Annotated in this window: 13 protein-coding genes, 1 tRNA gene and 1 other RNA gene; 14 read left to right on the plus strand and 1 reads right to left on the minus strand. The window is 36.6% G+C overall.

Annotation, left to right across the window (positions count from 1 at the left end):
* The 9 genes from AT685_RS04545 to ffs form a co-directional block, all read left to right on the plus strand.
* Window positions 1–510 (plus strand): chorismate synthase (locus AT685_RS04545; RefSeq protein WP_143713122.1); only part of this gene is annotated, 510 nt, incomplete at its 5' end.
* Window positions 511–612: 102 nt separating this feature from the next.
* The gene (eutM, locus tag AT685_RS04550; RefSeq protein WP_072151728.1) at window positions 613–906 is read left to right on the plus strand and encodes an ethanolamine utilization microcompartment protein EutM; all 294 of its coding nucleotides are present in this window, start codon (window positions 613–615) and stop codon (window positions 904–906) included.
* Between the two features lie 31 nt (window positions 907–937).
* A complete protein-coding gene (locus AT685_RS08755) occupies window positions 938–1,432 on the plus strand; it encodes a BMC domain-containing protein (protein ID WP_072151729.1) in 495 nt (164 codons plus the stop codon).
* Window positions 1,433–1,438: 6 nt separating this feature from the next.
* Window positions 1,439–2,356, plus strand: coding sequence for a CdaR family protein (locus tag AT685_RS04560; RefSeq protein ID WP_072151730.1), 918 nt, complete (start codon window positions 1,439–1,441; stop codon window positions 2,354–2,356).
* A 3-nt stretch (window positions 2,357–2,359) separates the two neighbouring features.
* Complete coding sequence (locus AT685_RS04565; RefSeq protein WP_072151731.1) at window positions 2,360–3,946, plus strand: M14 family metallopeptidase; 1,587 nt, start codon at window positions 2,360–2,362, stop codon at window positions 3,944–3,946.
* Window positions 3,943–4,962 carry a DUF1028 domain-containing protein gene (locus tag AT685_RS04570; protein ID WP_081040588.1) on the plus strand — a complete coding sequence of 340 codons (1,020 nt, stop codon included), beginning with the start codon at window positions 3,943–3,945 and terminating at the stop codon, window positions 4,960–4,962. Before AT685_RS04565 ends, AT685_RS04570 begins: the two co-directional genes overlap by 4 nt.
* A gap of 177 nt (window positions 4,963–5,139) precedes the next feature.
* Window positions 5,140–5,589 (plus strand): hypothetical protein, encoded by a 450-nt coding sequence (locus AT685_RS04575; protein ID WP_072151732.1) that lies wholly within the window; start codon window positions 5,140–5,142, stop codon window positions 5,587–5,589.
* Window positions 5,590–5,704: 115 nt separating this feature from the next.
* Window positions 5,705–5,790 (plus strand) — tRNA-Leu (locus AT685_RS04580).
* 17 nt (window positions 5,791–5,807) lie between these two features.
* An RNA gene (ffs, locus tag AT685_RS04585) (signal recognition particle sRNA small type) lies at window positions 5,808–5,908 on the plus strand.
* Here the strand turns inward: ffs and AT685_RS04590 are convergent.
* Window positions 5,908–8,058, minus strand: coding sequence for a glycoside hydrolase family 57 protein (locus AT685_RS04590; RefSeq protein WP_072151733.1), 2,151 nt, complete (start codon window positions 8,056–8,058; stop codon window positions 5,908–5,910). The two genes, ffs and AT685_RS04590, sit on opposite strands and share 1 nt — an antisense overlap.
* Before the next feature lie 155 nt (window positions 8,059–8,213).
* On the opposite strand from AT685_RS04590, the gene tatC reads away from it, so the two are divergent.
* The 5 genes from tatC to AT685_RS04615 form a co-directional block, all read left to right on the plus strand.
* A complete protein-coding gene (gene tatC / locus AT685_RS04595; RefSeq protein ID WP_072151734.1) occupies window positions 8,214–8,981 on the plus strand; it encodes a twin-arginine translocase subunit TatC in 768 nt (255 codons plus the stop codon).
* The gene (locus AT685_RS04600; RefSeq protein ID WP_320409070.1) at window positions 8,929–9,972 is read left to right on the plus strand and encodes a polyprenyl synthetase family protein; all 1,044 of its coding nucleotides are present in this window, start codon (window positions 8,929–8,931) and stop codon (window positions 9,970–9,972) included. The genes tatC and AT685_RS04600 overlap by 53 nt, the downstream gene beginning before the upstream one ends.
* 25 nt (window positions 9,973–9,997) lie before the next feature.
* On the plus strand, window positions 9,998–10,876 hold the full coding sequence (locus AT685_RS04605) for a DUF6588 family protein (RefSeq protein ID WP_072150452.1): 879 nt from the start codon (window positions 9,998–10,000) through the stop codon (window positions 10,874–10,876).
* Window positions 10,877–10,916: 40 nt separating this feature from the next.
* Window positions 10,917–13,835 (plus strand): S8 family serine peptidase, encoded by a 2,919-nt coding sequence (locus AT685_RS04610; protein ID WP_072151735.1) that lies wholly within the window; start codon window positions 10,917–10,919, stop codon window positions 13,833–13,835.
* Window positions 13,836–13,948: 113 nt separating this feature from the next.
* On the plus strand, window positions 13,949–14,234 hold a 286-nt coding region (locus AT685_RS04615; protein WP_159420480.1), incomplete at its 3' end, for a two-component regulator propeller domain-containing protein.

The raw sequence follows: 14,234 nt of genomic DNA on the forward strand, positions 1-14,234 counted from the left end.
ATTTTTGAAGTTATTGTCACTGGACTGCCCATTGGCCTTGGAAGTTATGTGCAGTGGGACAGAAGGCTTGATGGATTACTTGCGCAGGTAATTATGTCAATTCAAGCTGTAAAGGGAGTTGAAATAGGTCCAGCGTTTGAGAATGCAACAAAATTTGGTTCAGAGGTGCATGACGAGATCTTCGTAAAAAATGGGAAAATTTATCGTAAAACAAATCGCGCAGGTGGAATTGAAGGTGGGATGACAAATGGTCAACCGATAGTATTAAGAGTAGCGATGAAACCAATTTCAACTGTTATAAAAGGTCTTAACAGTGTTGATCTAAAAAAGTTGAAGCCTGTAAAATCAAGGTATGAGCGTTCAGATTTTTGCGCAGTTCCATCAGCAAGTATAATTGCTGAATCTGTGATTGCGCCAGTTATCGCAAACGCGGTGCTTGAAAAGTTTGGAGGAGATAGTTTAAAGGAGCTGAAGAAAAATTATAAAGGTGCTATTTTCGCACTTTGGTGAAAAGAATAAGCGCAATGTGATTACGTCCTAACTTGATAATTTAAAAACAAGTGATTATATTTTTTCAGATGCTGAAACAAAAACAAAATAAGGAACTTCCCCATGGCAGAAACACTTGATGCACTTGGGATGATTGAAACAAAGGGTTTAGTTGGAGCTATTGAAGCAGCTGATGCGATGTGTAAAGCTGCGAAGGTAACTTTGATTGGTAAAGAAGTAATTGGTGGTGGGTATGTGACAGTAATGGTTCGTGGAGATGTCGCAGCTGTTAAAGCAGCGGTTGATGCGGGTGCAGCAGCTGCTCAAAGAGTTGGTGAACTTGTATCAGTCCATGTCATCCCAAGACCGCATGCGGATGTTGAGCTCATTTTGCCAAAGCGACCCGAAGGAAAATAAAAGTTAAAAAATCAAAATCGGGTTTAAATTTATGATTGAATATGCATTGGGAATGATAGAAACAAGAGGGCTTGTAGCTGCAATTGAAGCAGCAGATGCAGCTTGCAAAGCTGCGAATGTTAAATTGGTTGGAAAGGAATATATCGGGGGTGGTTATGTGACGATTAAGATAATTGGTGAAGTTGCAGCTGTTAAAGCAGCGGTTGATGCGGGTGCAGCAGCTGCTCAAAGAGTTGGTGAACTTGTATCAGTCCATGTCATCCCAAGACCAATTGATGATCTTGAAATGTTAATTTATCCAGAGAAACCATATCAAATTGCGGGCGGGAAATTGCAAGCTGACCCAGTTGATTTGCCTGAAGCAAAATCCCCAGATGAACTTCGCTCTTATCTTGAAAATTTTAGTGTGATGCAACTTCGTTCTATAGCAAGGAGAATTGAGGATATTGAATTAACAGGACGTGAAATTTCAAGGGCGACAAAGGAAGAACTTATTGAAAAAATTATCAAAGCGAAGTTTGGTTGAAGCTAAATGAAAAGATATATCTCATTTATCATTTCATTTGCCTTTGCTTTTCTTCTTTGGTTAATTGTTAATCTCAATGGTGAATATGAAGATAGTTTCAAGGCGAGGATTTTGATAAAAAATCTCCGTCCTGAAAAAGCAATTAAAAATGATTACCCTGAATTTGTCAATATCAGATTAAAAGGGCGGGGTTGGAAAATCCTGCCCTTTTATTTTTTATCCAAACCACATGTCTCAATTGATCTCTCAAATATACACAAAACATTACACCTTAATCTGCTTAATAATCCCCGTGTTCAAATTTCACTTCCTAAAGATGTTAACTTCGTTGGAATTGAACCTGATACATTAAGTTTTGAACTTGAACAGAGAATGGAAAAGAAAGTTCCAGTTGTGCTTTCATATGAGTTGAAAAATGAAAATAACAGCTTCGCATATCCCCCAAAAATTTTCCCAGATAGCGTTGTGGTTTCTGGACCCGAATCAATGGTGTCAAAAATTGATTCAGTGTTTACAGATAAAATTTTGATTGATAAAATAGGACAGGAAGTTAATACTAAAGTTAAAATTCTGAATCCGAATCAAAAACTGATAAAGATAAGTAGCGACTTCGCTCAAGTTAAGTTTCTGGTTGAGCAAATTGTTGAGCGTGAATTTGTCGTTGCGGTGCATGTTACTGGAATCCCGGCTGATAAAGAAGTTATACTTTTCCCACCTGATATAAAAGTTGTCGTGAGGGGAACTATTTCCAAGGTCGTTCCATTAGAGCTTGACAAAGACACAGTTATAAAAGTTCTTGTAAGCTATCATGATGTGTTAAACGATAAAACAGGGCTTGTTAAACCTCAAATAATCTTACCTGAATATCTTAAACTTGTAAGTTTTAGCCCAGAGGGACTTGAATATATAATAAGGCAAAAATGAGAGATGCTTTTGCTGATAATTTCATTAATGCTTCAAATTGGAGAATTTCCAAAATCTCGTGCGGAGTTAAGTAATTATACTCAAACATCAACATATTCTGATGTGATTAACTTTATAGATCAAGTTGTTAAGTTAAGTCCAATTGCGAGTGTGACTATGTTTGGAAAAAGTTATGAGGGACGTGATTTGCCTCTTGTAATACTTTCGGATCCAAAGATTTCGTCACCGGAAGACAAAAGAGTTTCTGATAAAATCATTATTTTGATTATTGGGAACATCCACGCTGGTGAAGTTGAAGGGAAAGAGGCGATTTTACATATAATTAGAAAATTTCACCTTGATGAGAATTTAAAAAAGCTTCTTGATGATGCCGTTGTCCTTACTGTTCCAATTTTAAATGCCGATGGAAATGAAAAAATAAGCAAAAGCAACAGAGCACACCAGAATGGACCTGAAGGAGGGGTCGGGGTAAGAGAAAATTCACAAGGTCTTGACTTAAATCGTGACTTTACAAAACTTGAAACCCCTGAAATAAGGTCTCTCATAATTAATGTGATCAACAAATGGCTTCCACACATTGTGATTGATTGCCATACAACAAATGGTTCGTATCATGGTTATGTCTTGACATATGCAACAGGATTAAATCCGAATAGTAATTCAAAGGTCACAAATTTTGTGAGAGAAGAGCTATTCCCTGAGATAACGAAGCGGATGTGGGAAAATTATGGCTACAGAATTTATTACTATGGTAATTTTATTGATCCTCTTGATCCATCAAAGGGTTGGATAACTTTTGATCACAGACCGAGATTTGGGACCAATTATATTGGATTGATGAATCGTATTGCAATTTTGAGTGAAGCATATGCTTATGCAGATTTTAGAACGAGAATTGATGCGACTGAAAAATTTATTGAGGAAATTTTAAGGTTTGCAGTGAAAAATCGCAAAAAGATTATGAATTTGATAAAAGAAGCAGATGAGATCTCTGTTTCTGGGGAAGTTGACTCTCTTGGGATAAGGTTTCAGGTAAAGGAATTTGACAGACTGGAAAAAATTTATGGTTATAGGTTGATTGAATATGTTGATACATTGACAGGGGAGAAAAAAAGAAGAGTAAACGAGAAGCTTGAGGTTTTTGAGACAAAAAATTTTGGTGAGTTTAAAATTGTTGAAAAGAGGTTAGTTCCGCTTGCTTATGTTTTCAGTACTGAATTTAAAAATGTAGCGGACAAACTCCTTGAACACGGGATAAGCGTTGAGCGGGTTAAAGATAAATTTAGGGCGATTGCAGAAGTTTTCATCATTGATAGTGTTAAGTATTCGGAGAGGAAGTTTCAAGGACATAACGAAGCGAGACTGTTTGGTCATTATGAGGATGTTGAAATTGAGATTGACAGTGGTTATTATTATGTTTCGGTAAGACAGCCGAAGTTAAATTTAATTTTTTATCTTCTTGAGCCAGAAAGCGACGATGGGTTTGTAAATTGGAATTTCTTTGATGAGTTTTTGGGGCGTGAAATTGAAGATAAAAGAAAGGTAATTTTTCCAGTTTATAAAATTAAACAAATGGAGGTGCTAAAATGAGGTTGGTTTCAATTTTTGTGGTTGCGCTCTTGGTTTTACTATTTGTTAATTTCTCATCTAAGTTTATTGAGCCGAAGATATGCGCGACATTTTCAATTGTTGCTTTTGATCCACAGGCGAATGAAGCTGGGGTTGCGGTGCAGTCAAAATTTCCAAATGTGAGACCAATTGTTCCATGGGCAAAGGCAAATGTTGGGGCAATCGCAACACAAAGCTTTGCGAATGTTGCATATGGTCCTGTTGGGCTTGCACTTCTTGAAAATGGGGCAACAGCTGAGCAGGCGTTGCAAATTCTTCTGCAAAATGACCCGCAAAAAGCAGTAAGACAGGTTGGGATTGTTGATTTTAAGGGGAACTCGGCATGCTGGACTGGAGAAGAATGCTTTGATTGGGCTGGTGGAATTGTGGGCTATGGAAATGAAAAGAAATATGGAGGGAAAGGAGAGTTAATAGTTGGTAAATATTATGCGGTGCAGGGGAATATACTTGTTGATCAAAGAACAGTTGAAGCTATGGCAAAAACATTTGAAGAGACAAAAGGAACTCTTGCAGATCGGCTTGTAGCAGCTCTTGTTGCAGGTGGGAAAGCTGGTGGTGATAGGCGAGGTGAACAGTCCGCTGCTTTGCTCGTTGTTAAAAAAGGAGCAGGTTATGATAGCACAATGGATAATTACATTGATATAAGTATTTACGATCACCCAAAACCTTTAGAAGAGCTTCAACGCCTTTATCAACTCCATAAACTTTACTTCTTTAAGAGCGATCCTAAAAATCTCATCAAAATAGATGATAAGATATGTAGGGAGCTTCAGCAAATTATGAAAGATCGCGGGTTTTACGATGGACCAGTGAACGGGGTTTTTGATGAAAAGACGAAAAAATCCTTACAAAACTTTATGGGCTGGGAAAATTATGATGTCAGGATCAGAAATGATGATTTAATTGATATTGAAGTTTTGCAAGATATTAGAAAAAATTATGAGCTGTGGAAATCGCAGGCTGGGAAGAAAAAGTGAAAATTGTAAAGAGCAAATGGTTTAAGGTTGATCATTTAGAGAGATATTGGCACTTTGAGAGATTTTGTTAATTTAACATAGGTTTGTTGCTTTTGATATTTTTTGTTGAATTTTTAATTTTAAATAGAAAAACAACTTCAAAGTTTGCAAAGGAAAAATATAGTGGAGATTTAAAACATGCTTCGTCTTAAACATTCTGATTTTTGCCATAAAGATTCTGAGGTTTATCATTATCGCTTTTATCTTTTCTATGTTGTTTTTCTGTTAATCTTTTTGAACTCTTTTTCATTTTCCCAGATTTATTCCAATTTAGAAGCAAGGCGGATTCTTCATGGTCTTGGTGTTTCGTCAGTGAACATTATTGAGAATGTTAAGGTTATAAAGGTGACACCTGGTGTGATAGAGGGGTTTGATGGGGGTTCTCATAGGCGGATATTTGAGTTTATAAATGAAGATGATATAATTTTGCTTGAGGGTGCAACTTTATATAAGACTGGGGGTGGGGAGATAATTATTAAAGCGGATCGTATATTCATATCGGCGGTTCTTATGAAGTTGGATAACAGGTGGCATCTCATAGTGGGGAGGACGCTTGATGATATAATAAACTTTTTGGCGGATTACTGAATAGTTTGGGGGTAAATATTTTTGTGGATGATTTTAAACATATGAGACCGGTTCTCTCACGCTTCCAGATAACTTGATTTTAAAGGTATGGTTTTTTAAATTTTGAAAAAGTTATGCCCGGGTGGCGGAAATGGTAGACGCACAGGACTTAAAATCCTGTGTCCCGAAAGGGACGTACCGGTTCGAGTCCGGTCCCGGGCACGATTGCCCAATGTTTGGGTAAGGTCCTGCGCAACGGGATGTTGCTGAACCCCGCCAGGCCCGGAAGGGAGCAACGGTAGGCAATCAATCTCGTGTGACGCAGGGGTGCCTGCCCATTCATTGGGCTTTATTTTTAAAATTTATAACGATTGATTCTTCCTTTGGCCATTTTTCAATCGCTTTGTGATCTTCATAAACATGAATGTGAAATTTAACTTTTGAAATTTCTCCTTCTGCACACAATGTTTTTCTGCTTATTGCAAATTCAAAAATTTCTTTAAATGCATATTTTATCTCAAATATCTCCTGTTTATCTTTTCTCCCAATTTTTCTTACAGAGAAGCCTTCGTGATTAAATTCAATCCTTATTTCGCATGGTTCAATGAAGTGTATTTCAATTTTATGGTTTTGGGTTAAATCTTTTGATGTGTCAACTCTGATAAAGAAATTTGCTTCGTTAAATCCGAAGTAAATTCTTTTTACAATTGTAAATGTTTGATGCATTGTCATTCCAGTTTGTGCGACATCGTAATAACCCGCTCCTTCCCATTCATAGTTTCGTGTTCTTGAGCCATCAACCGTTGGGTAAATAAATTTCTTTGGTTCAACAATAAAGAACTTAACAAATTTGCGTTTGATTGGGTGTAGAAGTTCAATTGGTGGTTCAGCTCCAAGAATCTCGTAAACCCTTATCAAATGTTTTCTGAAGAGCATATCAAATTCGTCCGCTTGTGCGGTTACATGTTCATCTCCGAACCACCAACACCAATCGCTTCCCTCGGCAATATAAATTTCTTCCCATGCTTTTTTGATTTTATCTTCACTATGTTTGCCTTTTGAGATCTCACGGGTGAGGAAATCACGGGTCTGCTTAAGCAAATCCCATGCTCTGTTATCTTCTTCGTGTCCTATCCAGATTTTAAAATTTGCGTTTATCCACGAACCAGGGAAAACCTTTTTCAATTCAACTGCTTCGGCGTTTGCAAGGAAATCATTTAATCTTACAGTTTCAATTCTCTCATCGTTTGAAATTAGCCAGTAAAGTGTTCTTAAAAAATCTTTTCCATCGCTTTGGTAATATTCCCAACAATTTTCACCATCAAGGATTATACTTATGATTGAGTTTTTCAATGCTTCTTCACCTTCGTTTTTTATTATATCATCACGAATTTTTAAAATTCTATTTACAAGGTCGCGCGCTGAATCGTCAGGGTTCCAGCTTGAATATACAAATCCAATCAAGTCGGAGAGTATGCGATCTCTAAAGACAATTTTAATTTCTCCAAATGGAGTTTTGATATAATACGGTTTGTAAATTTTGAGCCTGTCAATGTTTTTTGTTTTATCGTTTTCAAGGGCAAGGGATTTAAACAGAACTTCTTCATCTGATGCTGTCCATTTAATTTTATTTTCAGCCATTAGGTTTAGAACCTCTTCACTTATACTTCCCTCGCTTGGCCACATTCCATTTGGCATTTTACCGAAAATTTCAGCGTAAAGTGCAATTGATTTTTTTATTTGGGCATCGGCATCTTCTGGATGTGTAAATTTTTTAGCTGGCAGTTTTATATCAGGTGAGGAAATTTTAGCTATTGAATTATCGCATAGCAATGGCAGAATGGGGTGATAAAAGGGGCTTATGCTAACTTCAATTTGTCCTCTTTCTTGGGCTTCAACATGTTTTGGAATTATCCTGGATAAAATTTCATAGTGTCCCCGAATTAAGAGTTGTTTTTCCTCTTCTGTAAAATTCCTTCCTTTTTCAAAAAATCTTTTAAACGGTTCATCGTATTTGCTATATTCGCCAACCCAAACGAGGTTGTACCAAACTTGGAGGTCAAGCCAGTCTTGCTCGGTAAAGTTGGGGCTTACTTCTTCAAATTTTTCCGTGTTGTATGAAAATCCGCCACGTTTGTTGAAAAGTTCAAGATATCTTGGATAAGGTTTTATCATTCTATCAAAATTTGCCATGAAGAAGTTTTTCAAAATTTCAAATTTGTCGTCCTCTGTAAGTTCTTGGGCTTTTTTTAGTGTGAGCTTAAGAATTTTATCTTCAGCTTTGTTTTTGACATAGTCTATGATTTGGATGATGAGTGAAGGGGCAAGATTAAATGTTTGTTTTATCTTTGGGTAGTCATCAAGTATTCTTACCATATCCCAGTAATCTTTAATTCCATGGAATCTGACCCACGGTAGAAGATATTCGCCATCTTCTTTATAATAGGGTTGATGTTGATGCCATAGGAATGCAACCTTGATTGTTTCCATTTTAGCTTTGTTTTTATTTTCACAAATAAATTATCGGCGTAAATTTAAGAAAATTAATCATACTGCTCAAATGAGCTTGATGTCATTAAAATTGATTTTTACTCTTTAATTGTTTAACTTAATCAAAACAAGTTCAACGAAAAAATTGAAGGAAGATGGCTGAGATTGATACGAAGAATGCAAATGCTAATGAAGTTGAGGTTTATGAAAAGGAGATGACATTTTGGGAGCACCTTGAGGAGTTGAGGTCAAGGATTATAAAGTCGTTGCTTGGGATTATTGTTGGAGTTATATTTTGTGCTCTTTTCAGTGATACAATAGTTAATGGGATTTTGATTGTTCCAGCCAAAAAAGCTGGGTTTGAACTTCAGAATCTCAAGCCTTACGGTCAATTTATGCTTTATATGCAGGTTGTTGTCATTTCTGGATTTGTTTTGAGTTTACCTTTCACGCTTTATCAATTTTGGAAATTTGTTGAGCCAGGTTTATTGCCACGGGAAAAGAAATATGTTTTATGGATAGTGCTTTTTTCATCTTTTTGTTTTTTTGCTGGAATAGTTTTCGCTTATTTTGTTCTTCTTCCCGTTTCGTTAAAATTTTTTGCTGGGTTTGGAAGCGGGGAAATAAAAAATATAATTGCAATAAATGAGTATATGAGTTTTGTCATCGGGCTTATTCTTGCATCCGGGATTGTATTTGAGCTTCCGATGCTTTCATTTTTTCTTGGTAGGATTGGCATATTAACGCCTGCTTTCATGAGGCATTATAGAAAGCATGCTGTTGTTGTAATTTTGATAATAGCTGCTGTGTTAACCCCAGGACCTGATATCGCAAGTCAAGCCACTCTTGCAATCCCCCTTTATTTGCTTTATGAAATTAGCATATTTGTCGTTCAGCTTACAGGAAAAAAACCTAAAATTTAAAAACAAAATTGTTAAAAATGTGAATTTAAATGAAATTATACAGCCCGTCAAGGAAGAGCTTATTGAATTTGAGCGTTCTTTTAAAAGGACGATGTTTTCAAAGGTTAAGCTTCTTAACATAATTGTTCATTATATTTTAAGGCAGAAGGGTAAAAGAATAAGACCAACGCTCGTTTTTCTATCCGCAAAACTCGTTGGAGATATAAATGAATCAACTTTTCATGCAGCTACGCTTGTTGAGCTTCTTCATACCGCAACTCTTATCCATGATGATGTTGTGGATGAATCCGATATGAGGCGTGGTTTCCCTTCGTTAAATGCAATTTGGGGGAACAAAGTTGCTGTCCTCGTTGGTGATTTCTTTCTGGCTCAGGGATTACTTTTATCCTTAAAGAACAAGGAATATAAGTTCCTCCATATAACAAGTGAAGCGGTAAGAAGAATGAGCGAAGGGGAATTGCTTGAAATTCAAAGTGCAAGGGGAAATAGCATTGACGAGGAAATATATTTTAGAATAATTTCGGATAAAACAGCTTCTCTTATCTCAACTTGTTGCGAGCTCGGTGCTGTGAGCGCAACTGATGATGAGAGCGTGGCATATAAGCTTAAAAATTTTGGGGAAAATTTAGGAATCGCTTTTCAATTGCGTGATGATTTGCTTGATTATATGGGTGATAGTAATATTACGGGGAAACCAGTTGGTTCAGATATAAGGGAGGGTAAGATAACTTTACCATTAATTTACGCTTTGAAGAATTCACCTGGAAAAGAGGCTCGGCGTGTGATTAAAATCATAAAAAATAATCCAGAGATTAAGGATATTTATTTTGTGATTGATTTTGTCAAAGCGTATGGAGGAATTGATTATACTTTGAAAGTAGCCGAAGATTACCTTGAGAGGGCGAAACAATTTATCGTTGATTTTTCTGAATCACCAGCAAAGGAGTCTCTGATAAAACTTACTAATTTTGTTCTTGAAAGGGTAAGTTAATTAAAAAACAAAAAGGAGGCATAAGATGAACCGCATTATCATATTAGTTGGCATTTTTATTGTTTTGTTTTCAACTGTTTCAGCGCAGGTTGATAATAATTTAACTAAACTCCCTGAGTCTGCAGTTAAAGGTTACATTCAACCGCTTGTTGATGTAATGGGAGCAAATTTGAATTCTGGGCTTTATCATACTGCATCTATGAGCAAACTTTTCAGATTTTATGTTGGCGTTAAGGGTATGGCTGTTTTTGTTCCGTCGTCTATGAAAGAATTTACAGCTGAGCTTGGTTCGGATTATAATCCTTCAAGTGTCAAAACGGCAACAGTTTTGGGGAAAAAGGATGGTGGGGCAAGAACAAGGTATAGAAATCTTCAAGATGTTGATTTACCTGGTGGTATTGGTTTGACCCTTGTTCCGCTTGCTGTTTCACAGGTAAGCTTATCAACGATGAATTCTGAACTTCTTGTTAGATTTGTTCCCTTAATAAAAATTAATGATGACATTGGAAGCGTCAATCTTCTTGGGATTGGTTTGGGGCACAGCATAAGCCAGTATATTCCGATGTTTCCAGTAAATGTTGCAATTCAAGGTGTGTATCAACAATTAAAAATTGGAAATTATCTTAAGGCGACTGCTTTGAGCGTAAACGCTCATGCGAGCAAAAGTTTTATTTTCTTCACACTTTATGGAGGTGTTGGATATGAAACATTTTCGGCTGATATAAATTATAGTTATGAACCACCTATTGGGACACCGCAGGAAATAAGTTTAAGTTTAAAGGGGAAAAATAATTTCAGGGCGACTGCTGGATTGAAACTGGGTCTGGCAATTTTTGATTTGAATGTTGATTATTCAATTGGAAGTGTTAATGTCCTTTCAGCTGGTTTTGGTTTTTCATTTTGATTTGGGCGATGAAATTTAAATTCAAATTGGGAGGTTGTCAATGCGTCTTTTTTTGTTGTTCTCTTTTTGCTTGATTGTGTTGCTTGTTTCGCCTTTCTTTTACGGCGAAGATAATTTTGAATTCGTTGGGTTTGCGACGGTAAAAAATTTTTATAAACAAGGTGACAACGAGCGTTTGTTTATACCTGGGATTGCGATTGTTAAGTTTAAAGCGGAATACAGAAATTTGCTTGGTTTGAGAAAAGTTGAAATAGATGAATTTAACAATGTGGCTGTTCAACTTGGGATAAAATCAGTTGAAAAGATGTTTCCGAATCATGAGGGGAAATTGTTAAAAAGTGATGAGCCAGATTTAAGTTTATTTTATATTGTCCGTTTTTCGGAGATGATGGATGTCAACTTTGTCATTTCAAAGCTTTCACGACTTAAAAGCATTGAATACGCTGAGCCACATTATATTTATAAACCTTGTTTTGTTCCAAATGATCCATATTTTTTAAGCCGTCAATGGTATCTCAGGAAGGTTGAAATTCCACTTGCTTGGGATATAACCCAAGGTGATACAAATATAGTGATTGGTATTGTTGATACAGGGATTGACCTTGATCATCCTGATCTTTCGGCAAATATATGGCGTAATTGGAGGGAAATTCCAAACAATGGAATTGATGATGATCAGAATGGTTATGTTGATGATTTTATTGGTTGGGATTTCGGGGGAAAAGATAATTTTAACAACGATAGGGCAAAGCAAGACAATGACCCGAGCGAGAAGAAGCCAGTTCATGGGACTCATGTTGCGGGCATTGCTTCTGCTGTGACGAATAATGGCATAGGGGTTGCGGGCGCTGGTTTTAAGTGTAAAATTATGGCTGTTAAGGTTTCTATTGATGATGATTCAGATAATTTAATTTACTATGGTTATGAGGGTATCGTTTATGCGGTTGATAATGGCGCAAAAGTTATAAATTGTAGTTGGGGTGGTGGGGGTGGCTCAAGATTTGAACAGGAGGTAATCAATTATGCCACTTCAAAGGGTGCGCTCGTTGTTGCTGCTGCCGGAAATAATAGAAGTGATGAATTTCACTCTCCATCTGGATATAAGCATGTGTTAAGCGTTGCCTCTGTTGACTCAAATGATGTCAAAGCTGGTTATTCAAATTTTGGAGAAACAGTTGATGTTTGTGCCCCAGGTGGAGTTTTTTCTGTTGATGGTGGAATTTTTAACACCTGGTATAACGATACATATACAAATTTAACCGGGACTTCAATGGCAAGTCCGCTTGTGGCTGGAATCGCTGGGCTTGTGAGAGCAAAGTTCCCTGAATTAACACCTGATCAAGTGGCTGAAAAAATCAGGGTTACAGCTGAACCTATAGATGATAAAAATCCAAGTTATCGTTATCAACTTGGCTATGGTCGTGTAAATGCATATAGAGCTTTAACAATTAACTCGCCAGCTGTGAGATTTGAAGATTTTGTGATTGATGATTCTCTTGGGAATAAAGACGGCGCAATTGATCCTGGTGAAGTGATACAAATTAAGGGAACTTTTAAGAATTATCTCGCTTCGGCTTCAAATCTTGTCGCACAGCTTGAAACCACAGACCCTTATGTTCAGATAATAAGCGGGATTTTTACGATAGGCTCTCTCGGAACTTTACAGTCTAAAAACAATTCAGATGAGCCGTTTAAATTTAAAATTTTACCCAATACCCCTGAAAATTACACAGTTAAGTTCGTCGTTAAAATTTATTCTGGCTCATATAATGATTTCGTGTATTTCAAAGTTTTTGTTAGACCTACATTTAGGGATCATAATGCTAATTTCATAACTTTAACCGTAACAAGTCGTGGTAACCTTGCTTTCAATGACTATCCTTCAAATACGCAAGGTAAGGGTTTAATTTATCGTGGTGGGAATAATTTACTTTTTGAAGGTGCTTTTATGGCAGGAATCAGCAGTTCAAAAATTGTGGATGTTGCAAGGGATGAGACAGGACAGAGACAAAATAGCGATTTTTCACCTAAAACATCTTTTTATCTTAAAACGCCTGGGGAAATCTCCGCTCAAGATGGCTTCTCAATCTTTACAGATTCACTCGCACCTGGGCAAAATAGGGTTGGGATTGAGGTTTTGCTTAATAGCTTCGCATTTGATCAAACTTTTGATGATATGAATTTCGTTTTGCTTAAATATTCTATTATTAACAGGTCAGGGGTTGATTATCAAAATTTCAGAGCTGGCTTATTCCTTGATTTTGACCTTGGGAGCGCATATGATAATGTCGTGGTTTATGATCAAGTTGGGAATTTTGTTTATATCTATGATACTGATCCAAATGGTGAAAAAACTTTAACGGGGATTGCTCTTTTAAATTTAGATGAGCAGGGAGTTTGGTTTATAAATAATGCTGGGGATGAACTTTGGGGAATTTATGATGGATTTACGAAATCTGAGAAGTGGGAAGCGTTAAGTTATAAAGGAGTGAGAAGAGCAAGTGCTGGGGCAGGTGATATTTCGGTTGTGATCTCGGGTGGGACGAGAATTTTTAAAAACAATGATACTTTGAAAATTGGTTTTGCGATTGTATGTGGTGATAGTTTAAAGGTTTTAAAAAATTCAGTTTTAAGAGCAAGAGAAAGATGGTTGCAGGTCATCACCGATACTGGTTTTCAAAAGACATTACCCAAAGATTTTGTTCTTTACCAAAATTATCCGAATCCATTTAACATTGAGACAAATATAAAGTTTGCTCTTCCGAAATCAGCAAATGTAACGATTGAAGTTTTTGATGTAGCTGGGAGGAAGATAAAAACAGTCGTCAAAGATGAGAAATTTGAGGCTGGTGAAAGAGTTGTTAAGTTTAGAGCTGATGATTTGCCAAGCGGGGTTTACATTTATAGAGTTAAAGCTGATAATTTTGAGGCGAGTAAGAAAATGGTTTTGATAAAGTGAAAAAAGTTGAAAGATGAACGGATGTGAGCTGGAGATACTATTGATAAATGATTAATTTTTTATTATATTTTACTCGAGGGCAGACAAAACATAAAAATGGGAGGGGGATAACAATGAAAAAATTAAAAATTTTGGGGTTGATTTTAGTTTTCAATTTTTCATTTTCACAAAATCCAGAATGGATTAATTTCACTACTGGTAATTTCATTAATACACTTGCAATTGAGGGGGATTATATTTGGGTTGGGACAAGTGGTGGTGGTTTAGTTAAGTTAAATATGCTAACTGGCGAGAAGGTTAACTATACCAAGGGGTCAGGACTGCCGAGTAATTATGTTTGGGCTATTGCGATAGATGGGCAGGGTAACAAATGGATTGGGACAGGTGGGGGATTAGCAA

It is taken from the genome of Candidatus Kryptobacter tengchongensis (genome assembly GCF_001458555.1).
Taxonomy (GTDB): domain Bacteria; phylum Bacteroidota; class Ignavibacteria; order Kryptoniales; family Kryptoniaceae; genus Kryptonium; species Kryptonium tengchongense.